Raw genomic sequence first — 26,313 nt, 5'->3', positions numbered from 1 at the left:
CCGATTCTTTATCAGTGTTTAAAGTGAGTTCAAAAACGCCAGCAACGCAGCGCGCTGCTCGGCATTGAAAGACAAAACCTGTTGCTGCGCCGCTTGCGCTTCGCCGCCATGCCATAGCACCGCTTCGAGCAGATTGCGTGCGCGACCGTCATGCAAAAACTGCGTGTGGCCACTGACTGCTTGCGTCAGGCCAATCCCCCACAACGGCGGCGTGCGCCAGTCGCGGCCGGAGGCCTGGAATTCCGTGCGGTTGTCGGCCAGACCGTCGCCCATGTCATGCAGCAGCAGATCGCTGTACGGGCGAATCACTTGATTGGCCAGTTCAGGTTCGGCGGCGTTGGCGGCGGTGGTGTATTTCGGCGTGTGGCAGGAATCGCAGCCGGCCTGGAAAAACAGGTTCTTGCCGGCCAGCACTTCTGCATCGTTGACGCCACGGCGTGCCGGCACAGCGAGATTGCGGCTGTAGAACAACACCAGGCGCAGGATGTTGTCGCTGACTTCCGGCTCGCCGTCCGGGCCATTGCCGTTCGGTGCCTGTTTGCAGGCCGTTTGCGCGTCGGTGCAGTCATCGAAGGGGCGCAGGCTGGTCGTGAGGCCCATATCACCGGAAAACGCGTGAACATTTTGTTGATTGAGGTTCGGTTGCCCGGCTTTCCAGCCAAATCTGCCCATGACGGTCTTCTGCAAAGCGTCATCCCAGACCTGGTTGGGACGGCCGCTGATGCCGTTGTTGTCTTTGGCTTGCGCGGCGGCATTGGCCAGAATCGCATCTTCGGGGATCGCTTCGAGCAGGCCGAGGCCGATCATCGGCGGCGCAACCCGTGCGGAAAAACGCGTGTCCGGGTGCATCGGGCCGTAGCCGAGCTGGGTAATCTGCAACACCGGTTTACGCAGTTCGACTTCGGTGCCGTCCTTGAAGCGTACAGGCACTGGCGTGTAGGTAACGCGGACTTTGCCCTCGGGAGCGACGCCGGGCACGGCCATGTCCTGAAACTGACCGCCGTACACCGGCTCCGGCGCCACGCCGACCTGTTCAATGACTTTGGCAAATTCCGGTGTATCGGGAATCGACAGGCGCACGAGCATGGACACCGCGTTAGGTGCATCCGGTGGCGGCGGATGACCGCGCCCGTCCTTGATGTGGCAGCCCTGACAGGCATTGGTATTGAACAGCGGCCCGAGACCATCGCGGGCGGTGGTGGTCGACGGGGCGATCACCCACGGGCTGCGGAAGAAACTGTTGCCGACGCTGAAATCCACTCGCCGTGACGGCGGCAGGTTGGCCGAGGGCAGGGAGAACGCATTCTGATCGGTCTTGCGCACGGTCGCGGCACCGCCCGAGCGTGCTTCACCGGGCTCGGCCTTGGTGAAACGCGGGGCGTCATCGCAGGCACTCAGGCCCAGGGCCAGCAACAGTGCGGACAAGCGAAGAGGCAGCGAGGGCATCAGACATCCTGCGGACGGGCGAAAACAAAGGCGCAAAGTCTAACAGGGCGAAGGAGTTTGAATAAGAGGAATTATCGTTTGCTTGATATGACGCAGGGTTTCACTCGAGACCGAGGTGCGGCCATCGCTGGCCAGCCAGCTCCCACAGGTACAGCGGCGTTCGCAATATCTGTGTACACCAGCAATCCCTGTGGGAGCTGGCTTGCCAGCGATGGGGCCATCAGCATCACCACAGAAAGCAGGCATGAAAAAGGCGACCCGAAGGTCGCCTTTTTTTGACGCAGACGCTGTGATCAGAACTCGTGATCAGCGTTGTCCGGGTTCAGGTCGCTGATGCCCAGCTTGCCGGCAGCGGCTTCGATCGAACCGGTCTGCTTGACCAGGGACGCGATGGCGTCGCGAACAATCTGGTTGCCAGCGGTGTTACCCGCAGCGATCAACTGGTCGTAGTGCTCACCCTTGTTGGCGTGATCGACCATGACTTGGATCTTGGCTTCGGTAGCGGCCAGATCGGCTTTCAGTGCGGTGTCGGCAGCCGGGTCGGCCTTGGCCACCAGCGACGACAGGCTGGCGCCGGTCATCTTGGTGCCGTCAACACGGGTGTACTCGCCCAAATACACGTTACGAATGCCTTTGGCATCGTAGAAGTGCGAGTTGTGGGTGTTGTCGCTGAAGCAATCCTGCTCGTCTTCAGGGGAGTTGGCTTCCAGGGACACCTTCATGCGCTCGCCCGCCAGTTCGCCCAGGGACAGGCTGCCCATGCCGAAGAGCATTTTGCGCAGACCGGTTTCGCCCGGCTCGGCTTCGAGGGTGGCGCGGTAGTTGTCAGCCACGTTCGGCTTCCAGTTACCGACCATTTCTTCCAGGTCGCTGACCAGCAGTTGAGTCACCGACTTCAGGTAGGCGCGACGACGATCGTTGTGACCGCCAGTAGCGCCGGCGCCTTCCAGGTAGTCGGAGGCCGGACGGTTGCCAGCGCCAGGGCCGGTACCGTTCAGGTCCTGGCCCCAGAGCAGGAATTCGATGGCGTGGTAGCCAGTGGCAACGTTGGCTTCGGAACCGCCCAGCTCGTTGAGGCTGGCGAGTTTTTCCGGGGTGATGTCTTTGACGTCGACCTTGTCTTCGCCGACCTGAACTTCGGTGTTGGCGATGATGTTGGCGGTAGCGCCCGGGTTACCCAGTGCGTGCTCGTAGGATTTGTCGACGTAGTCGATCAGACCCTCGTCCAGTGGCCAGGCGTTAACCTGACCTTCCCAATCGTCGATGATGGTGTTGCCGAAGCGGAACACTTCACTCTGCAGGTACGGAACGCGCGCGGCGACCCAGGCAGCCTTGGCGGCTTTCAGGGTGTCGGCGTTCGGTTTGGCGAGGAACGCATCGACAGCGGTCTGCAGGGTTTTCGCGGTGGATTCGGCATCGCTGTAAACGGCGAAGACCATGTCGGCGTAGTGCGCGACCACAGCCTTGGCGGCGGCTTCGTCGACTTTACCGGCAGCGGCAGGCGCCGCCGCAGGTGCGGTGGTGCTGGCGGCTGGCGTCGGTGCGGCCGGAGCGGCGGCCTTGTCTTTACCTTCGCCGCAACCGGCGAGGGAAATAGCGATGGCCAGCAGACTGGCGGTAGCCAGAGGCATACGAATCATGGCGAACATCCTGCTTCGATAGTTGAGTGGACTCGCGCTGGGGGTGCGCAAAACTGCGACATAATGCAAATCTTTCGCATTATGTGTAAAGGGTTGTGGCTGGAAATATTTCTTATTTACGTCGGTGTGGTGGCACAGATCAAAAGATCGCAGCCTCGTTGCACTCGACAGCTCCTACAGGGGAATGCGATTCATGTAGGAGCTGCCGCAGGCTGCGATCTTTTGACCTTCTAGAGAATGGCCGCGTTACTGCGTTGCGCCTGTTTGAGATAGGCACCCAGCTCGCGTGCCGGCAACGGCTTGCTGTAGTGATAACCCTGACCCTCGTGGCAGCCTTCGGAAATGATGTAGCTTTCCTGTTCGGCGGTTTCCACGCCTTCGGCGATCACCTGCATGCCGAGGCTCTTGCCCAGTTGAATGATCGCGCGAACGATGGTCGCATCGTCGTCGTCATCAAGCAGGTCCTGAACGAAGCTCTTGTCGATCTTGATCTTGTCCAGCGGCAGGCTTTTCAGATAGCTCAGCGATGAATAGCCAGTGCCGAAGTCATCGATGGCGATCAGTGCGCCGGAGCGGCGCAGGCTCAACAGGTGCTGCGCGGCAGTGCTGATATCTTCCATCAGGCCGGTTTCGGTGACTTCCAGTTCCAGGCTGCGCGGTGGCAGGCGGTACATCTGCAGCAGGTTGTTGACCACGCGCGGCAACTCGGCGTGGTGCAGTTGCACCGTCGACAGGTTGACCGCCATGCGCAGGTCGACAAAACCCTGATCGTGCCATTCGCGCAATTGCTTGCAGGCCTGGTCGAGTACCCATTCGCCAATGGCGATGATCGTGCCGTTCTGCTCGGCCAGCGGAATGAAAAGGTCCGGCGGCACCAGACCGTGTTCCGGATGCTGCCAGCGAATCAGTGCTTCGACGCCGACCACGCGGTGATCGCGATAGCTGATCTGCGGCTGATAAACCAGATAGAACTGATCGCGCAAAAGGGCATCGCGCAGGTCTTTTTCCAGCTCGCGACGGCGGCGCATCTCGCTGTCGACGCTGGCGATGTAAAACTGATAACGGTTGCGCGAGCGGGTTTTGGCCAATGTCATGGTCTGCTCGGCTTTCTGCAACAGCTTCTCGGTGCTGTCGCCATCCTCCGGGAACAGGGTGATGCCGATGGTCGCGCGCAGGCGGATTTCCTGATGGTCGAGGGCGAACGCCGCTTCCAGATCATCAAGGATGCTTTGCGCCAGTTCCGCTGCTTCGTAAGGTTGTTCGATGTCGGCCTGTACCAGCGCAAACTGGTCACCACCCAGGCGGGCGAGGGCGCCGAGGCGGCCGCTGTGGGCACGCAAGCGATCGGCCAGAGCCAGCAACAATTGGTCGCCGGTCTGGTAGCTGAACTGCTCGTTGATGCCTTTGAAATCGTCCAGCCCCACGCACAACACTGCGACCCGACGTTGCAGCTTGCCGGCGTCGACCAGAATCTTGTCCAGTTGCTGCTGCAGTTGCTGACGGTTCGGCAGACCGGTGAGGAAGTCGTATTGGGCCATGCGCAGCAGACTGTTTTCGGCTTCGTGGCGCAGATGGGTGTTGCGCTCGATCGACTCAAGCAACTGATTGGCGGTGTTGATCCAGATGCCCAGTTCGTTTTTTTCGTGGCCCTTGAGCTGCGGGATCTTGTGCTCGCTGGGGCGATCCGGGTTGATCTCGGTGAGGTGCTCGATGATCCGCGACAGCGGTTTGGTCAGCAGCCAGTGATAGACCAGGTACAGCACCAGACCCATCGCCAGTGCGCGCAACACGCCGGAGATGAAGATGATTACCGAACTGACGATAAAGCCTTCGCCATAGGTGGCGGTATCGAGGGTGATGCTCAGGTCGCCGTAATACTCACTGTACGGGCCACGCCCCACCAACTGCGTGGTAAAAGTGCGCTCCTGGCCGAGGATAAGGTCGGTCAGCCAGCGGCTGTTGGACTGCTGCAGGTCGCGGGATTTCTGCGCGAGCATGGCTTCGTTGGGATGGCCGATGGAGGCCTGACGCACGGCATCGTCTTGGAACAGGCCTTCGATCACCTGCATGCCCATCTCCCGGTCCAGGCTGTAAACGGCCTGGGTCGACGGGTCGCGGAACATGTCGAGGATGCGTTCGGCGTCGCCGGCAACGGCCTGACGGGTTTTATAGGCATCGAAAACGATCTGCGCGCAGCTCAAGACTACGCCGACGATCAATGCCGACAGGAGCACGACCCGGAGCAACTTCACCGACAAGCTGTTCTTGAGTTCCAGCTTCAAAGGGTTATTCCTTGTTCCGTGCGGGTAGCGTCAAGTTGCCATGAGTATTGGCAATCCCGTGTTTGCAGTCAAAGGGACAATCAGACCGGGGATGATTTGCCCGTGGCCTTGGCCGAAATGCTGCTGTTTGGAGTATTAGCCCTATTTGTACTGTCTCGGTAGTTTCGGCCCTCAACTTGAGCGGTTCGCAGCATTTTTTCCTCTTTTTGATGGTAGTCCGCTGTGGCACGGCGGCAAGCAGCGGCAGACCGCTTTCAGCGTGAGAAAAACGCTATTGTTATGTAGGAGCTGCCGAAGGCTGCGATCTTTTGATCTTCGGCGTATTTGAATACGCCAAAAGATCGCAGCCTTCGGCAGCTCCTACAGGAAATCGAAAGCGTTGACTGCTCGCAGGTTCCGGCAGCGCCTACAAATCACAGGCATAAAAAACCCGGCAAAAGCCGGGTTTTTGACTGGCGCGCAGCTTAAGCGGTGAAGGTTTTGCCTTCGAACTGCTCAGCAACGAACTTCCAGTTGACCAGGTTCCAGAACGCTTCGACATACTTCGGACGAACGTTGCGGTAGTCGATGTAGTAAGCGTGTTCCCAGACGTCGCAGGTCAGCAGCGGGGTGTCGCCGCTGGTCAGCGGGTTGCCGGCGCCGATGGTGCTGGCCAGGGCCAGGGAACCGTCAGCCTTTTTCACCAGCCAGCCCCAGCCGGAACCGAAGGTGCCGATCGAGGTTTTGCTGAACTCTTCCTTGAACTTGTCGAACGAACCGAAGGCTGCGTTGATGGCTTCAGCCAGCGCGCCGGTTGGTTGACCGCCGGCGTTTGGCGCCAGGCAGTTCCAGTAGAAAGTGTGGTTCCAGACCTGAGCGGCGTTGTTGAAGATACCGCCCGAGGAAGTCTTGACGATTTCTTCCAGGGTCTTGCCTTCGAACTCGGTGCCTGGCACCAGGTTGTTCAGGTTCACGACATAGGTGTTGTGGTGCTTGTCGTGGTGGTATTCCAGGGTTTCCTTGGAAATGTGCGGCTGCAGGGCATCGTGTGCGTAAGGCAGCGGCGGCAATTCGAAAGCCATGATGATTCTCCTAATCAGGTCTGTTGCGGTGAGCGCAAGGCCGATCACGGGCGGCCAGAAATGCACCGGCGAGTTTTTACTCTTTGCGGCGCAGGGTTTCGATCATAGCACCGGGGTAGCGGCATAACCACGCAACAACTGTGTGGGATAGAGGTTCCAGAGCTGTTTGGAATAAATCAGCTCGCGAGAACTAGTTGCCCGGCAACCGTGAACATCATCAACGCCACTACCAGATCAAGGATCCGCCAGGTACTCGGACGTGCCAGCCACGGCGCCAGCCATGCCGCACCCAGCGCCAAGGTGAAAAACCACAGCAGCGAAGCGCTCGCAGCCCCCACTACATAAGCCCCTGGCACTGATTGCTGTGCGCCGAGCGAGCCAATCAACAACACCGTATCCAGATAAACGTGCGGGTTGAGCAGCGTGACCGCCAAAGCGCTGAGCATCACCGCCCGCAGCGAACGCACCGTTTGGTTCTCACCCTGCTCCAGGCTCTGTTTCGAACAGGCCCGGCGCAACGCCTGGCTGCCGTACCAGATCAGAAACGTCGCGCCACCCCAGCGGGCGATCGCCAACAGCGTCGGGTTCTGCGCCAGAACCGTCGCCAGTCCGAATACGCCAGCGGCGACCAGCAGCGCATCGCAGACCACGCACAGCGCCGCCACCGGCAAATGATGTTCACGTCGCAGGCTTTGCGCCAATACAAACGCGTTCTGCGTGCCGATCGCCATGATCAGCCCGAACGCCACCAGCAGGCCGTTCACATAGCTTTGCCACATGACATTTACTCCGCGTTGGCTGCGAGATCGCGCAGCACTTGCATGGCGCGTTCGGCGTCGGCCTGGCCGACAAACAAATGGTCGTGGTAGTAACCGGCGATCACGTTGCAACTGATCCCGGCCTTGCCCAGTGCTGTGGCAAACGCGGCGGTGAGGCCAACGGCTTCCAGCGCCGAATGCACGTTCAAGGTGATCCACGCGGCGACATAGTCGAAGCTGAAGCCGGCCTGTTCGGCATGGGCGCGTTGCAGAATCACGGTCAGGCCTTCCTTTTCACGGAAGCTGCCGACAATCTCCAGACCGCTCGGCAACACACCGTCGCGCAGGGTGCAGAACACGTATTCGCCGGCGTTGAGTTGCGGGCTCATGCTGCGCAACAACGTCGAGAGTGAAGTTTCGCCAGCCATCAGTGTGGTCCTTGAGAAAGAGTGCTTGCTGGCTATTCTCCGGTCGAAACCTGTATAAGAAAAACCAATAGTGCTGATCGCTCATTAGGAAAACTGATGTTCGACTATAAATTGCTTTCTGCTCTGGCCGCCGTGGTCGAGCAGGCCGGTTTCGAACGGGCCGCGCAGGTGCTCGGATTGTCGCAATCGGCGATTTCGCAGCGGATCAAGCTGCTCGAAGCGCGGGTCGGCCAACCGGTGCTGATTCGCGGGACGCCACCGTCACCGACCGAGATTGGCCGGCGCCTGCTCAACCATGTGCAACAGGTACGTTTGCTTGAACGCGACCTGCAAACGCTGGTCCCGGCGCTGGATGAAGAGGGCCTGCCGGAACGTCTGCGCATCGCGTTGAATGCCGACAGCCTCGCCACCTGGTGGGCCGAAGCGGTAGGCGATTTTTGTGCCGAACAACATTTGCTGCTCGATCTGATCGTCGAAGACCAGACCGTCGGCCTTAAACGCATGCGCGCCGGCGAAGTCGCCGCGTGCCTTTGCGCCAGCGAACGGCCGGTGGCCGGTGCGCGCAGTGTGTTGCTCGGCGCCATGCGTTATCGCGCGCTGGCCAGCCCGGCGTTCATCGAACGGCATTTCCCTGATGGCGTACGCGCCGAACAATTGCCGCGCACCCCGGCGCTGGTGTTCGGGCCTGACGATTTTCTCCAGCATCGCTATCTCGCTTCGCTGGGCGTGGATGGCGGATTCGAACACCATTTGTGCCCATCCTCGGAAGGTTTTATCCGCCTGACCGAAGTCGGACTGGGCTGGGGCCTGGTGCCGGAACTGCAAGTGCGCGAACAATTGCAACGCGGGTTATTGCGCGAACTGTTGCCAGATAAACCGATCGACGTGCCGTTGTACTGGCATCATTGGCGCAATGGCGGTCAGCTGCTGGGTTTGCTGACCGAGCAATTGGTGCGTTCATCGGCGCAATGGCTGGTGCCCTGGAAGCAGCCATGAGCGTCAAGCTGCAAGCGGCAAGTTAAAGCGCTTGCACACTGTTTTAATCTTGCAGCTCGAAGCTTGAAGCTCGCAGCTGGTTTCATTGGAGCTTTGCATGAAAATTCTGGTCACCGGCGCAAGCGGCTTCATTGGCGGACGCTTTGCGCGTTTCGCCCTGGAGCAGGGCCTGGACGTGCGGGTCAACGGTCGCCGGGCCGAGAGCGTCGAGCATCTGGTGCGCCGTGGTGCCGAGTTTGTCCCCGGCGATCTGACCGATGCCGATCTGGTTCGTGAGCTGTGTTCCGATGTTGAAGCCGTGGTGCACTGCGCTGGCGCTGTTGGACTGTGGGGACGCTATCAAGAATTCCATCAAGGTAACGTGCAGGTCACCGAAAACGTCGTCGAAGCCTGTCTGAAGCAGCGCGTCCGACGCTTGGTGCATTTGTCATCGCCATCGATCTATTTCGATGGCCGCGATCATTTCAACCTGACCGAAGAGCAAGTGCCCAAGCGCTTCAAACATCACTACGCCGCAACCAAGTACCTGGCCGAACAAAAGGTCTTTGGCGCGCAGGAATTCGGCCTGGAAACCATCGCCCTGCGCCCGCGTTTCGTCACCGGCGCCGGCGACATGAGCATCTTCCCGCGCCTGCTCAACATGCAGCGCAAGGGCCGCCTGGCGATCATCGGCAATGGCCTGAACAAGGTCGATTTCACCAGTGTGCACAACCTCAACGAAGCGCTGCTCAGCAGTTTGCTGGCCGCCGGTTCCGCGCTGGGCAAGGCCTACAACATCAGCAACGGCGCGCCGGTGCCGTTGTGGGATGTGGTCAATTACGTGATGCGCAAGATGGAGGTGCCGCAGGTCACCAAGTACCGTTCGTATGGTCTGGCCTACAGCGTCGCGGCGCTCAACGAAGGGGCGTGCAAGCTCTGGCCCGGACGTCCGGAGCCAACCCTGTCGCGCCTGGGCATGCAGGTGATGAAAAAAAATTTCACCCTCGACATCAGCCGCGCCCGGCATTATCTGGACTACGATCCGAAAGTCAGCCTGTGGTCGGCGCTGGATGAGTTCTGTGCGTGGTGGAAAGCTCAGGACATCCGTTGAAACGATTCGGCCGGGCGGCAATGAACCGTGTAGCCGCTTGGGGGTCAATCCCTGCGGCTGCGGCGGTTATACTTCGCAGCATTTAGCCATCACCGCGTTTCACAAAGGTTGCCTCAATGTCCATGCGTAATGATGCCCACGACGATTTCGATGATGTCCCGAGCCTGCGTGCCGACACCTTCGACGACGATGACATTCCAACCACCGCCCGCACCTCCGTGCACTCGCGCACGCCACCGGTGGTCAAGGTCAAAGCCGCGAGCACCGGGCCGTTGTGGGCCTTGGTCGGCGCATTGTTTTTCGCCTTCGTCGGTCTGGCTTGGTGGAGCTTTCAGCAGATTTCGCTGATGGAGCAGCAACTGGTCGCGACCCAGGAAAGCTTTGCGCGGATCAGCGAAGAAGCGGCCGGACGTCTGCAGGACATTTCCGGTAAGGTCGTCGCCAGCCAGTCCAACGTCACCAGCGACAGCGAAGCCCTCAAGCTGCAAATCAAACAGCTCGAAGGCAAGCTGCTCGATCAGAGCAAACAGCAGCAAGGCGTAGCGGGGCAGGCCAGCGATCTGGACAAACGCCTGGCACAGATGACCGCGCAGACCACCGAACAGCAGAACGCCAACACCCAGTTGCAAGCGCAGGTCAAAGCCTTAACTGCGGAACTGGCGACGCTGAAAAGCACACCGGCCGACACCAGCAAGGTCGACACGCAGTTGAAGGCCTTCGATGCACAGTTCAAAAGCCTTGGTGCCGATATTGCTGCACTGAAAAAGCAGGGCAATCCAAGCGCGGCGATCGATCGTCTTGAGCAGGAAATCGTCGTGCTCAAAAGCGAACAGGACAATCGCCCGGCGGCACCGCAGGGTGGCGGCAATACCGCCGAGTTCGACGCCTTCCGTGGGCAGATGACCCGCAACATCAACACCCTTCAGGCGCAGATTCAGAATTTGCAGCAGCAGATCAACGCCCGCCCGTAAGGCCTGAACAACGCTGGTGGGGCTTGCCTCACCAGCGTATCCGCGACACGTTCAGAAACCGTCTGAATATCCATACATCACCCCAAGCCGTCTACGCTCTTGAAACACCAACAAGAACGAGGGATGCGCTATGGGGTTTTTGCATAAAGTGGCCTGGCTCGGCGTAATGTTACTGGCCGGTTTCGGCCAGGCCAGCGCCGCCACGACCGCCAAGGATGACAGTCAGGCCGCCATCGCCTTGCTGGAAAAAGCCCTGGCCTATTACCACGACAACGGCGACAAGGCGTTCGCCGCGTTCAGCCGCCAGGGCGAGTTTGTCGATAAGGATCGCTATGTATTCGTGGTCGATACCAAGGGCGTGATGCTTGCCAGTGGCGGACCTTCGTCGGCGTTGATCGGTCGGGACGTCAGCGAAGTACTCGGCCCGGATTTGCAGAAAACCTTCAAGGACGCGTTGAAAGTGCCGGAAGGTAATGGCATTCAGCAGGCCGAATACCGTTGGCAGAACTGGTCGGACGGCAAGGTCGAGCGCAAGCATGTGTATTACCAGCGCATTGGTCAGCGAATTCTGGCGGTCGGTTACTACTTGCCGCGAGCGTCACCGGAGCAGGCCAAGGCATTGCTCGACAAAGCGGCGACTGATCTGGGCAAAGACGAGAAGGCCACGCTGACGGCGATCAACTCGCTCAAGGGCGGCTATTTGCAGGATGACTTGTACGTGTTTGTGGTCGATCTGAACACCCAGCGCTACGTCGCCCACGGCACTAATCTGCGCTTGATCAACACCGACTTCGGCAAGGTCAAGGATCCGGAAGGCAAACCGGTGGGCGAGCCGATTCTGGCGCTGATCGGCAAGCAGGATGAGGGTGAATATGAATACCGCTGGAAAAACCCGGTGACCGGCAAGGTCGAGGACAAGCATGCCTACCTGAAGAAGGCCGGGCATTTCCTTGTCGCCGTGGGTTACTACAGCCCTTGAAGGATGATCGTTCCCACGCTCCGCGTGGGAATGCAGCCCGGGACGCTCTGCGTCCCATCCAAAGCCGAACGCAGAGCGTCCGTTGAGGCATTCCCACGCAGAGCGTGGGAATGATCAAGGGGATAAAGTTATTTGGCGCCGTGTTCGCGTCCGCGCAGCAGGTTGTTGGGCATCGCAATCGCCGCCGCCAAACCCAGCAACGACACCGCCGCACTCACCCACAACAAATGCCTAAACGTCACCAGCAGTTCTGCGCGCAAGGCGTTCTGCGCATCCCCCGGCGCGGCGTTCAAACCATCCAGCAGAACGTTGCCCGAATGCCCTTCGCTCATCAGCGAACTGCTCGCCAGATGGGCGAAATTCGAATCCTGCAGCAACGCCAGCAACAGTGCCGACATCAACGCCACGCCCACTGCGCCGCCGAGAGAGCGAAACAGGTTGGTGGTGCTGGTGGCTACGCCGATGTCGCGTTGTTCCACCGAATTTTGTGTACCGACCAACGAGGTCGGGAACTGCATGCCGCTGGAAATACCACAGAGCAACATGAACAGTGCGCTGAGCAGCGTCGCCTCCGGTGGGCTGAACGCCATGCCGAGAATCGCGATCGGCATCAGCAGAGCGCCGCTCAGAATCTGTGGTTTGTATCGCCCGGTGATCGACGTGCGCCGGCCAGCGAAAAATGCACCAATCGGCAACCCCATTGCCAACGGCAACAAGTGCAAAGCGGCGCTGTCAGCCCCGGCACCGGTGACGCTCTGAAAGCGCAGCGGCATCAGCACGATGAGCGAAATCGCCTGGAAACTGGTAAAGAAAATCGTGCACCAGCACAGCAGGGCGTTGCGGTTGGCGAACAGGTGCATCGGCAGCAACGGTTCCTTGGTCCGACGCTCATGCCAGACAAACACCGCCAACACCACCACCGCACAAGCGAACAGGCCAAGCACTTCACCGCTGCGCCACGAATGACCCTGACCAACCTGAGTAATGCCCAGCAGCAGGGCAGTGAGGCCGATGATCATCAGCACGGTGCCGAGGTAGTCGATGATTGGTTTGCGCTGGGGAATCGGCAGTCCGCGCAAGTTGCGCCGCGCCACCCACCAGGCACCGAGGCCCAGCGGCAGGTTGATCAGAAATACCCAGCGCCATGACAGGTACTCGGTCATGTAACCACCGAGTACCGGGCCGGCGACACTGGCCACTGCGTACATGCTGCTGAAGTAACCCTGATAACGCCCACGCTCACGCGGCGGCACGATGTCGCCGATGATCGCCTGACTCACCGAGATCATCCCGCCGGCGCCGATGCCCTGAAGGATTCGCGCCAGCACCAGTTGCTCCATGCTCTGCGCCATGCCGCAGAACAGCGAGGCGAGGGTGAACAGGCCCATGCCGAACAGCATCAGTTTGCGCCGTCCGTACAAGTCCCCGAGCTTGCCGTAGATCGGCACCGCCACCGTCATCGCGACCATGTACCCGGAAATCACCCAGGCGAGCAGGCTGACATCCTTGAACTGAGCAGAGATGGCCGGCATCGACACGGCGACGATGGTCTGGTCCAGCGCACCGAGAAAGATCGCCATCATCAGCGCGACCAGCACGCTGCGAATGGCCGGTTTGGGCGTTTCGGGGTGATTGAGATTGGTCACGGGCAAAACCTGCGGGCAGTGAGAGTCCCGCAGATCGTCAGGCGAGCGGGGATGCTCGCCAGTGTAAGTCGGTAGCAGGCTATTCGATAGCCTCGTAAGGAAGTCCGACGTAATTTTCTGCAATGGTTTTTCGCCCCGCTTCTGAACTGACAAAGTAGTCCAGTTCCGAGGCGCTGATGCGCTGGCTGAAAGCGTCGTGATCATCGAAACGGTGCAGCATCGAGGTCATCCACCAGGAAAAGCGTTCCGCTTTCCAGACGCGGCGCAGGCAGATTTCCGAGTACTTCTCGAGCAGATCGGTGCGCCCGTCGCGGTAAACCTTCAGCAGAATATTGAACAGCGTGCTGACGTCACTCGCCGCCAGATTCAAACCCTTGGCGCCAGTGGGCGGGACGATGTGCGCGGCGTCACCGACCAGAAACATCCGCCCGTATTGCATCGGCTCCACGACAAAACTGCGCAGAGGCGCGATGCTTTTTTCGATCGAAGGGCCGGTAACCAGTTTCTCGGCAAGCTCTACTGGCAGACGATTTTTCAATTCATCCCAAAAGCGCTGATCGCTCCAGTCATCGACGTTTTCATCCGCCGGTACTTGCAGGTAATAACGAGTGCGCGTTGCCGAACGCATGCTGCACAAGGCAAAGCCGCGTTCGTGGCGGGCGTAGACCAACTCGTCATGCACCGGCGGCGTGTCAGCCAGAATCCCCAGCCAGCCAAACGGATAAACCCGCTCGAAGACTTTCAGACTATCGGCCGGAATCGACTGCCGCGCGACGCCGTGGAAACCGTCGCAACCGGCGATGTAATCGCAATCGACGCGAAAGATTTCACCGTCCTTTTCAAAGGTGACAAAAGCTTCATCGCTTTTCATGCCGTGAGGAACGACATCGCGCGCCTGGTAAATCGTCGGCGCGCCAGCCTCCCGACGAGCGGCCATCAGGTCGCGAGTCACTTCGGTCTGGCCGTAGATCATCACCGTCTTGCCGCCGGTCAGCGCGTGCAGATCGATGTGCACCTGACGCCCGTCCAGCGCCAGATCGAAACCGCCATGCACCAGTCCTTCGGCGTCCATCCGCCGACTCACGCCAGCCTGACGCAACAGCTCTACCATGCCCTGTTCGAGCACACCGGCGCGGATGCGCCCGAGCACGTAATCGGGGGGCTGACGTTCAAGAATGAGGGTGTCGATGCCAGCGTTGTGCAACAACTGGCCGAGGAGCAGTCCGGACGGACCGGCGCCAATAATGGCGACTTGGGTTTTCAGCATTTTCATTGTTTTTATGACTCGCAAGCTTCACGCGGCCAAGACCGGTGAATGATTTTTATGGATCGAGTGCTTGCATTTTTCCCTTGCGGGTCTGTCAATTGAAGGTGAAAACTGAGCCGATACCTGTACATTCTGCCAATCGGTGCGATTATCGCCCACAACCCCGAGGCCTGGATTGAAGTGATGAACAAGCCTGAGCTGCCTTCGATTCCAGTGTTCAAGCTCTACGGTGAAAGCCTGGACTGGCCGACCCCTGACTTGCTGCACTGTGAAACCATTTCCTCCCGCAGTCGCGAACATGAGTGGGAAATCAAACCCCACCGCCATGCTGATTTGTGCCAATTACTCTTCGTCTTCAAAGGTCAGGCAGAGCTTGAGATCGAAGGGCAACGCACGCAACTCCAAACCCCGGCCATTCAAGTGCTGCCACCGCTGTCGGTGCACGGCTTTCGTTTTTCCGAAGACGTCGAAGGGTTCATCGTTACCCTCGCCACACCGCTGATCAACCACTTGCAGGCGCAACTGGGCGATTCGGTACATGCGCTGGCCAGCGCAGAACACTATCCGGCCGGCCACGACGGCGATTACCTCAACAGTCTGTTCTCGGCGCTGCAGGCCGAGTACAACGGCCACCAACCGGCGCGGGAAATGCTCATGCATTCGCTGGTCAGCGTGATCATGGTCTGGGTCAGCCGTCAGGCAATCGTGCGGCACAAAGCCAGCCAGCGCCCGCAACGGCAGCGCGAATACCTCAATGGCTTCATACAGTTGGTGGAGGAGACTTACCGCCAGCACGTGAAGGTCGAGGACCTGGCGCATCGCCTAGGGATTTCGGTGTCGCACCTCAATGGCACGTGTCGAGAACTGGCGGGGCAACCGGCCTTGCAGATCATGCATGAACGGCAGTTGCTGGAGGCCAAGCGTTTGCTGACGTACACCAGCATGACGATTTACGAGATGTCGGAGTTGTTGGGTTTTTCCGATCCGACCAACTTCACGCGGCTGTTTCGGCGGCGGGTGGGGATATCGCCAAAGGCTTTCCGCGACAGCCTCAAGGCCGAGCATTAATCTCATAAACGCCGCAAAAACCTGTGGGAGCTGGCTTGCCAGCGATAGCGGTGGCCCAGTCACCTTCAATGCTGAATGTCAGACCGCAGTCGCTGGCAAGCCAGCTCCCACAGGTAATGAGTCAACCTCAGGCTCAGCGCAATGCGTTCAGCGTGGCATTGTGTGGAATACAGCGCTCGAAGTTGCAGCTCGCGTACTCGCGCGGCAACTGTCGCAGCTGTTCGACCCGCCAGGCAGCGGTGCCGTAAAGCGCCAGCGTGGCGGCGCAGGTGATGAAAATCGCGACGTACCTTCTTGTTTTGATGTTCATGGCGTAGACCTCTGAACGACATACCCTGCGGTATTACTTTCAGCATAGGTCAGCGGCGGGGAGTTGCCAGCGAGTGCGCTTGAGCTTGTAACTGGCCATTCAGCATATCGATAGCCACAGTGGATCGGGTTTACAGGCCGATATCCCATTCGGGGGTTTCGGGAAATCTGAGCACCAGAAAATCCAGCATGCTACGCAGCGCCGCCGGCATGTGTTTGCGCGATGCGTACACCGCATAGATGTTCATTTGCCGTGGTTCGGCATGGGGCAGCAGTCGCACCAGTTCACCGCTGTGAATATGCACCCCGGCCTGATAGGTCGGCAGCATCGCCACCCCCGCGCCAGCCAATGTTGCGCGCAATAACGTACTGGCTTCGTTGGCGCTGATATTGCCCTGCACCGGCACCGAAACCGGTTCGCCATCCTCCTCGAAGTGCCACAGGCTTTTGCCGAAATACGAGTGCGTCAGGCAGTTGTGTCGACTCAGTTCCTCGACCCGCAGAGGCGCCGGCTGTTCTTGCAGATACGCCGGCGTGGCGCAGACCACCGAACGACAAACGGTCAGGCGTCGGGCAATCAGGTTGGGATCGAGATCGTTACTGGTACGAATCGCCAGATCGATGCGCTCATCCACCAGATTCACCGTGCGATCGAGCATTTGCAGGTCGATGCTGACTCCGGGGTAGCGTTTGACGTAAGCGGCTACGGCATCGGCCAGTTGCGCCTGGCCGAACGAAGTACTGACGCTGATCCTTAGCAGCCCGCGCGGTGCGTCGTGGGGTTCGCTGACGGCGGCCTGCATGTCGGTCGACAGTTCGATCATCTGTCGGCAACGCGGCAGAATTTCACTGCCGGCAGCGGTCAGGCTCAACTTGCGCGTGGTGCGGTGCATCAGGCGTGCGCCGACCCAGTCCTCAAGCTCCGCCAGATAACGTGAAACCACCGGCCGCGACAGGTCCAGATGATCGGCTGCGGCCGACTGGCTGCCCAGATCCACCACGGTGACAAACACCCGCATTGCTTGGAGACGATCCATGATTTGCCCGCTTTCAGAAACAAACTATGTTCAAGCATCGCATTTTTTGTACTGAGTCAGGCAACTAAGCTCTGTTCCATCGCCAAACACGGCATTCGGACACCGGAGCAACAGATGATCGGCTTCACCACACTCAAACGCGTTCTGCTCGCCACCGCTTCCCTGGGTTTCGCCGCGCATGCCGCCGCAGCCAACCTGACCCTCGACGTCTACAACCCGGGAACCAGCGCGATTTTTCCGGTGACCTCGGTACTGGTCAGCGGCGAGAAAGACGCGATCCTCGTCGATGCCCAGTTCGGCAAATCCCAGGCTGAACAGGTCGTGGAAAAGATCCGCGCCAGCGGCAAACACCTGACCACTATCTACATCAGCCACGGTGACCCGGATTACTACTTCGGCCTCGATACCCTGACTCAAGCATTCCCGGAAGCCAAGGTAGTGGCCTCGCAGCCGACGGTTGATCACATCAACCAAACCGTCGCCGGCAAACTGGCCTTCTGGGGGCCGAAAATGGGCGCCGACGTTCCGGCGAAAACCATCGTACCGGGCGTGCTCAAGGGCGACAGCCTGATGCTCGAAGGGCAGAAGTTGCAGGTGGTCGGCCTTGAGGGCAAACAGCCGGATCGCAGCTTTGTGTGGATTCCGTCGCTCAAGGCCGTGGTCGGTGGCGTCGTCGTTGCCGAGAACATTCACGTATGGATGGCCGATACCCAGAGCGCGCAATCCCACGCCGATTGGCTGGAAACATTGCACGCGATCGAAACCCTCAAGCCGAACACCGTGGTGCCAGGCCATTACCTCGGCAACAGCAGCCGTTCGCTGGCCAGCGTGAAATTCACCGCCGACTACATTAAGGCGTTCGACGCGGAAACCGCCAAGGCCAAAGACTCCACCGCACTGATCAAGGCGATGAAAAAACGCTACCCGAAACTGGGTGAGGAAAGCTCGCTGGAGCTGAGCGCGAAAGTCGCCAAGGGCGAAATGCAGTGGTAAGCCGATTCTGAAAAACGCAGCACTCTCAAGCTAACTGGAGAATGTCATGAGCAAGATCGCAATCATTGGTGCCACCGGCCGCGCCGGTAGCCAATTGCTGGAAGAAGCCCTGCGTCGTGGCCATAGCGTGACCGCTATCGCCCGCGACACCTCGAAGATCGGCGCCCGTGCCGGTGTGGTCAGCAAGAATGTCGATGTGCGGGATTCCGCAGCGCTGCAAGACGCGGTGGCCGGTCACGATGTGGTGATCACCGCCGCGCATTTCGCCACCGTCCCTGCGGCGGCGATTGTCGGGCCAGTGAAGCAGGCGGGCGTGCAGCGCTTGCTGGTGGTCGGCGGTGCTGGTTCGTTGTTGCTGCCGGACGACACTCGGGTGATCGACAGTGCGGGTTTCCCGGCGGAGTACAAAGCTGAAGCCAGTGCCGGTGCGGCGTTTCTTGAGGCGTTGCGTCAGGAGAAAGATCTGCACTGGACCTTTCTGTCGCCGTCGGCGGAGTTTGTTGAAGGTGAGCGCACGGGGAGTTTCCGTGTCGGCCAGGATCACTTGCTGGTGAGCGCTGAAGGGCGTAGCTGGATCACTTTTGCTGATTACGCGATTGCGTTGATCGACGAGGTGGAAACGCCGAAGCATTCGCGTCAGCGGTTTACTGTCGGGTACTGAGTGAATCCTTGCCCCTCACCCCAGCCCTCTCCCGAGGGAGAGGGCTGGGGTGAGGTGTCTGGCGTTGTACATCGACCTGAGTGATCGAGTCGATTATGGATTCAACGCAGTAATTTCACGTCGGCGTACTTCTAGAGCATCCCCTAATCAGTCCCCTCTCCCTCTGGGCGGTCCGACGTTTCGGGAGGGTTAGGGTGAGGGGGAATAGCCTCACCGCAAATGCGCCTGCTCCACCAGCCAGATCATCAATTCCTCCAACTGCGGCGAAGGCTCGGTTCCCGCAGGCACCACCACGTAATACGCCAGCCCCGTCTTCACCTTCAACGCAAACGGCATCACCAGCCGTCCCGCGCGCAAGTCATCACCAATCAACGACCAATCCCCGATCGCCACCCCCGTGCCATGCGACGCCATCGACATCGCCTGATCCAGCGTTTCGAAATGCTGGCCCAGGTTCACGTTGTTCAATTGCAACTCGGCCGCTGTCAGCCAGACCTTCCAGTCCTGAGTGTCGGAAGTCGGATGCAGCAACAAGTGCTGTTGCAGATCCGCCGGCTCGAACAACGCTGGCGGGCCTTTCAACAGTGCCGGTGAACAGACCGGGGTCAGTTGCTCATCGAACAGGTGCAGGGCCGTCGAGGAGTTGTCCGGCGGCGTTCCATAGATCACCGCCGCGTCAAATTGCTCGCGCTGAAAGTCCACGCCATGGGCCAGGGTGGTGGTCAGTTTGACCGGCACATCCGGGCGTTCCTTTTGCCATTGCAGCAGGCGTGGCACCAGCCAGCGCATCACACAACTGGGGGCCTTGAGTTGCAGGGTTTCGCGCTTGAGACCGATCTGCTCGGTGGCCTCAGTGATCAGACCGAAAACCTTCTCCACTCGCGGCAACCATTCCCTTCCTTCAGCCGTCAGCTCCAGACCTCGGGCCAGGCGGATGAACAATTCATACCCCAGATGATCTTCCAGTCCGGCGATCTGCCGGCTCACCGCGCCCTGGGTAATGTGCAACTGCTCGGCGGCCCGGGTGAAGTTGCAGCACTGCGCGGTGATCAGAAACGTATGCAGGGCGGGCAGGGGGGGCAGTCGTTTCATGTGGATCCAAGGTATGACGTGAGGACATGGCTAGTATGACTTTTAATCGATTGTTGCCGCTACCTGCCGACCGTTCAATGAGCCCATGAAGGGCCCTCTGTAGGAGTGAGCCTGCTCGCGATAGCGGTGAGTCAGTCACCGCAGTGTTGAATGTGAAGACGCTATCGCGAGCAGGCTCACTCCTACAGAAAGGCCCTGTGTTTTTAGCTGACAAAAGGGCAATGACATGGCGACGTGTGGCGAAGTACTGGTCAAGTTACTCGAAGATTACGGGGTCGAGCAGGTGTTCGGCATTCCCGGCGTGCACACCGTGGAGTTGTATCGCGGGCTGGCCCGTTCGAGCATCAACCACGTCACCCCACGGCATGAGCAGGGCGCCGGTTTCATGGCCGACGGTTATGCGCGCACCAGCGGTAAACCGGGGGTGTGCTTCATCATCACCGGCCCGGGCATGACCAACATCACCACCGCCATGGGCCAGGCTTACGCCGATTCGATCCCGATGCTGGTGATCTCCAGCGTGCAGAGCCGCAACCAGTTGGGCGGTGGGCGCGGCAAGCTGCATGAGTTGCCGAACCAGAGCGCACTGGTCGCTGGCGTCGCAGCGTTCTCCCACACGCTGATGTCGGCGTCGGAGTTGCCGGGCGTGCTCGCTCGCGCATTCGCCTTGTTCCAGGCCGGCCGTCCGCGTCCGGTGCACATCGAAATCCCGCTGGACGTGCTGGTAGAAGAAGCCGATGACTTGCTCGCCAGCGTTCCGGTCAACATCGACCGCGCCGGTGCTGCCCCCGCTGCCGTGAGCCGTATGAGCGAGTTGCTCGCCGGCGCTCAGCGTCCCTTGATCCTCGCCGGTGGCGGTGCGATTGATGCCGCTGCCGAACTCACCGAACTGGCCGAACTGCTCGATGCACCGGTGGCGCTGACCATCAATGCCAAGGGCATGTTGCCGTCGACGCATCCGCTGCTGATCGGTTCGACGCAAAGCCTGGTCGCCACCCGCGCGCTGGTCGCCGACGCCGATGTGGTGCTGGCGATCGGCACCGAACTGGCCGAAACCGATTACGACGTGACCTTCGCCGGTGGTTTCGAGATTCCCGGCAAACTGCTGCGCATTGATATCGATGCCGACCAGACCGTGCGTCACTATCCGCCACACGTGGCATTGGTTGCCGATTCACGCAATGCCGCGCAGGCGCTGCTCAGCGCCTTGTCGCACAAAGCGCTGGCTGAGCGCCGCAACGATTGGGGCCAGGTGCGCGCCGCGCGTCTGCGTGAAGATCTCGCCGCAACCTGGGATGCCCCGACCCTGGCGCAAACCCGCTTCCTCGAAACCGTGCTGCATGAATTGCCCGACGCGGTGTTCGTCGGCGACTCCACGCAACCGGTGTACACCGGCAACCTCACGTTCAATCCGGAGCGTCCGCGCCGCTGGTTCAACTCGTCGACCGGTTACGGCACCCTCGGCTATGCGTTGCCGGCCGCGATTGGCGCATGGCTCGGTGGCCAACTCGACAAAGGTGCACGGCCACCGGTGGTGTGCCTGATCGGCGATGGCGGTTTGCAATTCACCCTGCCGGAACTGGCCAGCGCCGTCGAAGCGCGCACGCCGGTGATTGTCCTGTTGTGGAATAACCAGGGCTACGAAGAGATCAAGAAATACATGGTCAACCGCGCCATCGAACCGGTTGGCGTCGATATCTACACCCCGGACTTTATCGGTGTGGCCAAGGCCCTCGGTTGCGCTGCCGAAGCGATCAGCTCGGTGGAACAACTGCGCAGTGCGCTGCGTGCCGCCACCGATCGCCAAGGCCCGACCGTGATCGAAATCGACCAGAACCAGTGGATGCAGGCGGTGGCCCAATGATCAGTTTTCCAACCACTCTCGATGGCCTCTACATCAACGGTCAATGGTCGGCCGGCCGCGAACATCTGCGCGTGATCAACCCGGCCACCGAGGCGTTGCTGACCACGGTCAATGGCGGTGACGAGCACGCGGTCGAGCAAGCGGTCGCCGCTGCCACGGCCGCGTTCAAGGATTGGTCACAAACCAGCGGTGCCGAGCGCGGCGCAATCCTGCGCAACATCGCCAATGGCGTGCGCAACGGTCGCGATCACTTGATGAACCTGCAGTCGAGCAACAACGGTAAACCGCAGTTCGAAGCGGCCATCGACGTCGACGATGTGATCGCCACGTTCGAGTACTACGCCGAACTCGCCGAAGGCCTCGACGCCAGACAGGACAGCAACGTGCCGCTGCCCAGCGATGATTTCAGCGCACGCCTGCGCCGCGAGCCGTGCGGTGTGGTCGGGCTGATCGTGCCGTGGAATTTCCCGATGGTCACCACCGCGTGGAAGCTCGCCCCGGCGCTGGCCGCCGGGTGCTGCGTGGTGTTGAAGCCATCGGAAGTCACGCCGCTGCCAGAGCTGGAGCTGGCGGCGATCATCGCCGAAGCCGGCCTGCCCACAGGCGTGTTCAACGTCGTTTGCGGTACTGGTCTGGCGGTCGGTGCACCACTGTCGGCGGATCCGCGCATCGCCAAGATTTCCTTCACCGGTAGCAACGCCGTCGGTGTCCAGGTGATGCAGCGCGCCGCTGAAACGGTGAAGGGCGTGAGTCTGGAACTGGGCGGCAAATCTTCGCTGCTGGTGCTCGAAGATGCTGATCTGGAACTGGCGGTCGAGCTGGCTTGCGGTGGCGGTTTCTTCAATGCCGGACAGATGTGCTCGGCTACCAGCCGCGTGTTGGTCGCCGATGAGCTGGCAGACGAATTCCTCGAACGTTTGCACAAGCGTGCGCAAGCAATTCGCGTCGCCGACCCGTTCGACCCGGACGTGGAGATGGGCGCACTGGTCAATCAGGCGCAATACCAGCGTGTGCTTGGTCACATCGACCGCGGTCTCAGTGCTGGCGCGAAACTGCTTTGCGGCGGCAATCGTCCGGCAGATTTGCCGCGCGGCTATTTTTTGCAGCCAACCGTGTTCACCGACGTGCCCCTCGACAGTGCGCTGTGGTGCGAAGAGATTTTTGGCCCGGTGCTGTGCGTGCGCCGTTTCAGCAGCGAAGCCGAGGCAATTGCCTTGGCCAACGACAGCCAATTCGGCCTGGTCGCCAGTGTGGTGACGCGAAACGCCGAGACCGCCGAGCGGGTCGCCAACGCCCTGCAGGCGGGGCTGGTGTGGCTCAACGCACCGCAAGTGATCTTCCCGCAAACGGCGTGGGGTGGTTACAAGCAGAGCAGTATCGGCCGCGAGTTGGGGCCATGGGGCCTGGCCGCTTTTCAGGAAATCAAACACGTGATCCGGGCGCTCTGAACGCCCGAAAAAGGTCAGCGCATGCCTCGCAACGAGGCATGCGTCGGCGTCATGGCTTCAATGAGTTTTTATCGATAGTCAGGTGTTTTGCACGACCTCAGGATGAACCCGTCGGCAGCGCTAAAGCCCTTGTAAAACGGGGCTTGGCGCGGATCCGGCCGCGCGGATGCAACGGTTGCGACCAACCTCATACTTAAAAGAACAAAGGGAGTCCGTCATGGGCGAGCACGATCTGAACAGGCGTCAATTCATTAAAACCGTCGGCGTCGCCTCGGTGGCGGCGGCCGCCCTGAGCATGCCCTTCATCCGGGCGAGCGCCAGCGACACGCGTTTTGCCGGCAAGACCCTGCGTTTGCTGACCTGGTCGGATGACACCGGCCTCGCCGCACTGCGTAACATCGCCGCGACGTTCGAAGCCAAGACCGGTGCCAAGGTCATCGCCGACCGCACCGGCAGCACCTCGGAAATGGTCGCCAAACTCAAGGCCGGCGGTGACCGTCCGCAGTACGACATCATCACCCTGGCCGGTGTCGGTGCCGAGGGTCTGGCCGCCGCCGGGCTGCTGGAAAAACCTGATTTAAACCGCATTCCCAACCTGGTCGACGTCCCGGAACAATACCGCACCGGCGCCAATGGCCACGGCATCGGTTATCTCTTGTGGTGCAACAGTCTGGTCTACAGCACCCGCACACAAAAAGACGCGCCAAGCAGTTACGCCGCGTTGTGGGATGCCGATCTGGCGCCGAACATTTTCCTGCCGCCGCCAAACTGGACCGAAGCGATGGACCTGATCATCATCGCCGCGAAACTGGCCGGCGGTGACGAACACAACATCGAACCAGGTTTCAAGAAGCTCGCCGAACTCAAGGATCGCGTGGTGACTTTGGGTGAAAACCCGAACCAGATCGCCGAACTGTTCCGCACCGGATCGCTGGACATGGGCGGCCTCTATGCGCCGGCATTTTTCCCCAAGCAGATCCGCGATCCGAACTACGGCCTCGGTGCTACCTTCGGCATGAAGGAAGGTTTTTACACCGACCTGATGCTTTCGGTGATGCCGAAGAATCGTCCGGGCGACACCGATCTGGCTTACGCGTTTATCGATCACTCCCTCGACCCGCTGGTGCAGGGCAAGATGGCCGAAGACATCTTCAACGGCCCGGTCAACGCCAAGGCGATCATCTCCGCCGAAGCGCGCAAGAGCCCGTTCATCCTCACGCCGGAGCAGATTGCCGAGAAGGCGATCATGCACGACAACGCCTTCCTGGCCACCGTGCATGACCAATGGATTCGTCGCTATACGGAAATTTTTTCTTCCTGAGCCGAACACCAACCTTCAGAGCACCACAAATCCCCTGTAGGAGTGAGCCTGCTCGCGATAGCGTCATACCAGTCAACCTATTAGGTGGCTGACACGCCGCTATCGCGAGCAGGCTCACTCCTACAAGGGGGCGGGGGTGGTTTGGAGAGTTGTGTTCGTCAGTTGTTTTTCCATTGACGAGATCATTGCTATGGAACATCAATCCCTGACCCAAGCGGTCGGCGCCGCTGACGTGCGCCCGACGCGCGCTGTTTCACCGACTGCGCGGGCGTGGCTTTTCCTCACGCCGTCGATGCTGTTTCTCGGCGTGCTGATCGCCGCCAGCCTGCTGGTGCTGCGCATGAGCGTCGGCACCAAAGGCGCGGAGTGGAGCGGTTTCAGCCTGGCCAGTTACGCCCAGTTGCTCGAACCGTACTACCTGAAATCCTTGTTGCTGACCTTGCGTCTGGCGTTGATCAGCGCGGTGATTGCCGTGCTGCTGGCGATCCCGGTGGCGTACACCATGTCGCGGCTGACCTCGCCGTTTCTGCGACGGATTTTCCTCGCGGCGGTACTGCTGCCGTTGCTGGTCAATCTGCTGCTGCAAAGCTATGGCTGGCTGGTGATTCTCGGCCCGGCCGGCATGCTCAATCAGGCGCTGATGGGGCTCGGCCTGATCAAGCGGCCGATCATGTTGCTGTACAACCAGAACGGCGTATTGATGGGGCTGGTGCAAACCGCGTTTCCGCTCGCCGTGCTGCCGATCGCCAGTGCCATGCGCGGCGTCGCCCGCACTTATGAGGAAGCCGCCGCGACCCTCGGCGCCAGCCGTTTTCAGGTGTTCCGCCAAGTGGTGTTACCGATGAGTTTGCCCGGGATCATCACTGGCGCAACGCTGGTGTTCGCTTACAACGCCAGCAGCTTCGTCGTGCCGTTGCTGCTCGGCGGTCGTCGCGTGCCGATGCTGGCGGTGATGGTGCATGACCAGATCGCGCCGCTGATGAACTGGCCTGCCGCGTCCGCTGCCGGTGTCGTACTGATTGTCACCACGCTGGCGATCATGACCTTGTCCGAATACATCACTGGCCGTCGTCGGCGTCTGCTGGAGGCTTCGCAATGAGTGCCCTGACCAAGAAGCGCATGGCGCTGCTGCCCGGCGAAACCGGCAAGTTCGCCGGCATCCTCTCCGGCTTCATTCTGCTGCTGGCGGTGTTGCCGATCCTGACCATGATCGTCATGTCGTTCAGCGGTGCGTCGAACCTCGACTTCCCGCCGAGCAGCTACAGCCTGCAATGGTACAAAGCGGCCTGGCACACCTTCGTTTCGCCGGACGCCAGCGATGTGCTGAGCCTCGGTCAGGCGATGGCCACCAGTCTGCTGGTGTCGTGCCTGACGATGATCTTCGCCACGCTGATCGCCGTGCCCGCGGCTTACGCGCTGACCCGTTGCGAGTTCCGTGGCAAAGCCGTGGCGCTGCAACTGATGTCGCTGCCGCTGGTGTTTCCGATGGTGGTGTTGGGTCTGGCATTGCTGCTGGTGTTCGACAGCCTGCCGTTCCACATGACCACCTCGCGATTGGTGATCGCCCACGTGATTCTGGCCTTGCCATTTGTGGTGAAAAACTGCACGGCGGCGATGCTTTCCATCGGCAACGAAGTCGAGGAAGCGGCGCGGATGCTCGGCGCCTCGCCATTGCGCGCGATTGTCGATGTGGTGGTGCCGTTGATGAAGTCGGGGATTCTGGCGGGCATGCTGCTGGCGTTCATCGTCTCGTTCAACGAGTTCACCGTGACCTATTTCCTCTACACCATCGACGTCATGACCGTGCCGATCTGGATGTACAGCCGCACCGTGTCATCGCTCGACCCTACCGTGTTCTCGTTTGCCGTGCTGATCGTGCTGATCGACTTCGTCCTGATCTGGGCGCTGGAGAAGCTGGTGGGCAAGGGCGGCGTTTCCTTTTGATTTGAGGTGCAA

Annotated in this window: 23 protein-coding genes; 12 read left to right on the top strand and 11 right to left on the bottom strand. The window is 60.3% G+C overall.

Annotated elements, in window-relative coordinates:
- Window positions 1-18: 18 nt before the first annotated feature.
- The 6 genes from CKW38_RS07230 to CKW38_RS07200 form a co-directional block, all read right to left on the bottom strand.
- A complete protein-coding gene (locus tag CKW38_RS07230; RefSeq protein ID WP_095112318.1) occupies window positions 19-1,446 on the bottom strand; it encodes a di-heme oxidoredictase family protein in 1,428 nt (475 codons plus the stop codon).
- Between the two features lie 293 nt (window positions 1,447-1,739).
- Window positions 1,740-3,086, bottom strand: a complete 1,347-nt coding sequence (locus CKW38_RS07220) for an imelysin family protein (RefSeq protein WP_007918935.1) — start codon at window positions 3,084-3,086, stop codon at window positions 1,740-1,742.
- A gap of 230 nt (window positions 3,087-3,316) precedes the next feature.
- On the bottom strand, window positions 3,317-5,368 hold the full coding sequence (locus CKW38_RS07215) for a bifunctional diguanylate cyclase/phosphodiesterase (protein ID WP_095112316.1): 2,052 nt from the start codon (window positions 5,366-5,368) through the stop codon (window positions 3,317-3,319).
- Window positions 5,369-5,832: 464 nt separating this feature from the next.
- On the bottom strand, window positions 5,833-6,429 hold the full coding sequence (locus tag CKW38_RS07210) for a superoxide dismutase (protein WP_007918933.1): 597 nt from the start codon (window positions 6,427-6,429) through the stop codon (window positions 5,833-5,835).
- A 176-nt stretch (window positions 6,430-6,605) separates the two neighbouring features.
- Entirely contained in the window at window positions 6,606-7,208 is a 603-nt protein-coding gene (locus CKW38_RS07205; protein WP_007918932.1) for a LysE/ArgO family amino acid transporter, read from the bottom strand.
- A gap of 5 nt (window positions 7,209-7,213) precedes the next feature.
- On the bottom strand, window positions 7,214-7,615 hold the full coding sequence (locus CKW38_RS07200; RefSeq protein ID WP_095112315.1) for an ACT domain-containing protein: 402 nt from the start codon (window positions 7,613-7,615) through the stop codon (window positions 7,214-7,216).
- Between the two features lie 96 nt (window positions 7,616-7,711).
- Between CKW38_RS07200 and CKW38_RS07195 the strand changes: the two genes are divergently transcribed.
- The 4 genes from CKW38_RS07195 to CKW38_RS07180 all read left to right on the top strand — a co-directional run bounded on the left by CKW38_RS07195 (window position 7,712) and on the right by CKW38_RS07180 (window position 11,651).
- Entirely contained in the window at window positions 7,712-8,611 is a 900-nt protein-coding gene (locus CKW38_RS07195) for a LysR family transcriptional regulator ArgP (protein WP_007918929.1), read from the top strand.
- A 97-nt stretch (window positions 8,612-8,708) separates the two neighbouring features.
- Entirely contained in the window at window positions 8,709-9,701 is a 993-nt protein-coding gene (locus CKW38_RS07190; RefSeq protein ID WP_007918926.1) for an NAD(P)-dependent oxidoreductase, read from the top strand.
- Window positions 9,702-9,817: 116 nt separating this feature from the next.
- Window positions 9,818-10,672: a hypothetical protein gene (locus CKW38_RS07185; protein WP_007918924.1), complete on the top strand. Its 855-nt coding sequence runs from the start codon at window positions 9,818-9,820 to the stop codon at window positions 10,670-10,672.
- Window positions 10,673-10,802: 130 nt separating this feature from the next.
- Window positions 10,803-11,651, top strand: a complete 849-nt coding sequence (locus tag CKW38_RS07180; protein WP_095112314.1) for a cache domain-containing protein — start codon at window positions 10,803-10,805, stop codon at window positions 11,649-11,651.
- 128 nt (window positions 11,652-11,779) lie between these two features.
- Here the strand turns inward: CKW38_RS07180 and CKW38_RS07175 are convergent, their stop codons facing one another.
- Window positions 11,780-13,297, bottom strand: a complete 1,518-nt coding sequence (locus CKW38_RS07175) for an MDR family MFS transporter (protein ID WP_007912641.1) — start codon at window positions 13,295-13,297, stop codon at window positions 11,780-11,782.
- A gap of 79 nt (window positions 13,298-13,376) precedes the next feature.
- Window positions 13,377-14,561, bottom strand: a complete 1,185-nt coding sequence (pobA, locus tag CKW38_RS07170; protein ID WP_176472307.1) for a 4-hydroxybenzoate 3-monooxygenase — start codon at window positions 14,559-14,561, stop codon at window positions 13,377-13,379.
- Window positions 14,562-14,747: 186 nt separating this feature from the next.
- On the opposite strand from pobA, the gene CKW38_RS07165 reads away from it, so the two are divergent.
- Window positions 14,748-15,632: a helix-turn-helix domain-containing protein gene (locus CKW38_RS07165; RefSeq protein ID WP_095112312.1), complete on the top strand. Its 885-nt coding sequence runs from the start codon at window positions 14,748-14,750 to the stop codon at window positions 15,630-15,632.
- A gap of 133 nt (window positions 15,633-15,765) precedes the next feature.
- Here CKW38_RS07165 and CKW38_RS30160 read toward each other — a convergent pair whose 3' ends face one another.
- Window positions 15,766-15,942 carry a hypothetical protein gene (locus tag CKW38_RS30160; protein ID WP_007912636.1) on the bottom strand — a complete coding sequence of 59 codons (177 nt, stop codon included), beginning with the start codon at window positions 15,940-15,942 and terminating at the stop codon, window positions 15,766-15,768.
- A 130-nt stretch (window positions 15,943-16,072) separates the two neighbouring features.
- Window positions 16,073-16,978: a LysR family transcriptional regulator gene (locus CKW38_RS07160; RefSeq protein ID WP_218222341.1), complete on the bottom strand. Its 906-nt coding sequence runs from the start codon at window positions 16,976-16,978 to the stop codon at window positions 16,073-16,075.
- A gap of 114 nt (window positions 16,979-17,092) precedes the next feature.
- Between CKW38_RS07160 and CKW38_RS07155 the strand changes: the two genes are divergently transcribed.
- Window positions 17,093-17,971, top strand: coding sequence for an MBL fold metallo-hydrolase (locus CKW38_RS07155; RefSeq protein WP_095112310.1), 879 nt, complete (start codon window positions 17,093-17,095; stop codon window positions 17,969-17,971).
- 46 nt (window positions 17,972-18,017) lie between these two features.
- The gene (locus CKW38_RS07150) at window positions 18,018-18,632 is read left to right on the top strand and encodes an NAD(P)-dependent oxidoreductase (protein WP_095112309.1); all 615 of its coding nucleotides are present in this window, start codon (window positions 18,018-18,020) and stop codon (window positions 18,630-18,632) included.
- A gap of 210 nt (window positions 18,633-18,842) precedes the next feature.
- Here the strand turns inward: CKW38_RS07150 and CKW38_RS07145 are convergent, their stop codons facing one another.
- Window positions 18,843-19,724 (bottom strand): LysR substrate-binding domain-containing protein, encoded by an 882-nt coding sequence (locus CKW38_RS07145; RefSeq protein WP_007912629.1) that lies wholly within the window; start codon window positions 19,722-19,724, stop codon window positions 18,843-18,845.
- A gap of 226 nt (window positions 19,725-19,950) precedes the next feature.
- Between CKW38_RS07145 and CKW38_RS07140 the strand changes: the two genes are divergently transcribed.
- The 5 genes from CKW38_RS07140 to CKW38_RS07120 all read left to right on the top strand — a co-directional run bounded on the left by CKW38_RS07140 (window position 19,951) and on the right by CKW38_RS07120 (window position 26,301).
- Window positions 19,951-21,588: a 5-guanidino-2-oxopentanoate decarboxylase gene (locus CKW38_RS07140; protein WP_095112308.1), complete on the top strand. Its 1,638-nt coding sequence runs from the start codon at window positions 19,951-19,953 to the stop codon at window positions 21,586-21,588.
- Window positions 21,588-23,036: an aldehyde dehydrogenase family protein gene (locus tag CKW38_RS07135; protein ID WP_176472306.1), complete on the top strand. Its 1,449-nt coding sequence runs from the start codon at window positions 21,588-21,590 to the stop codon at window positions 23,034-23,036. Before CKW38_RS07140 ends, CKW38_RS07135 begins: the two co-directional genes overlap by 1 nt.
- 217 nt (window positions 23,037-23,253) lie before the next feature.
- Complete coding sequence (locus tag CKW38_RS07130) at window positions 23,254-24,357, top strand: ABC transporter substrate-binding protein (RefSeq protein WP_007912623.1); 1,104 nt, start codon at window positions 23,254-23,256, stop codon at window positions 24,355-24,357.
- 190 nt (window positions 24,358-24,547) lie between these two features.
- Window positions 24,548-25,456: an ABC transporter permease gene (locus CKW38_RS07125; RefSeq protein WP_095112307.1), complete on the top strand. Its 909-nt coding sequence runs from the start codon at window positions 24,548-24,550 to the stop codon at window positions 25,454-25,456.
- Window positions 25,453-26,301: an ABC transporter permease gene (locus tag CKW38_RS07120; RefSeq protein ID WP_095112306.1), complete on the top strand. Its 849-nt coding sequence runs from the start codon at window positions 25,453-25,455 to the stop codon at window positions 26,299-26,301. Before CKW38_RS07125 ends, CKW38_RS07120 begins: the two co-directional genes overlap by 4 nt.
- Window positions 26,302-26,313: the final 12 nt, after the last annotated feature.

The organism is Pseudomonas sp. Irchel 3H7, assembly GCF_900187605.1.
GTDB lineage: Bacteria > Pseudomonadota > Gammaproteobacteria > Pseudomonadales > Pseudomonadaceae > Aquipseudomonas.
The sequence above is the reverse complement of the archived record's forward strand: the minus strand, read 5'-3'. Positions and strand labels throughout refer to the sequence as shown.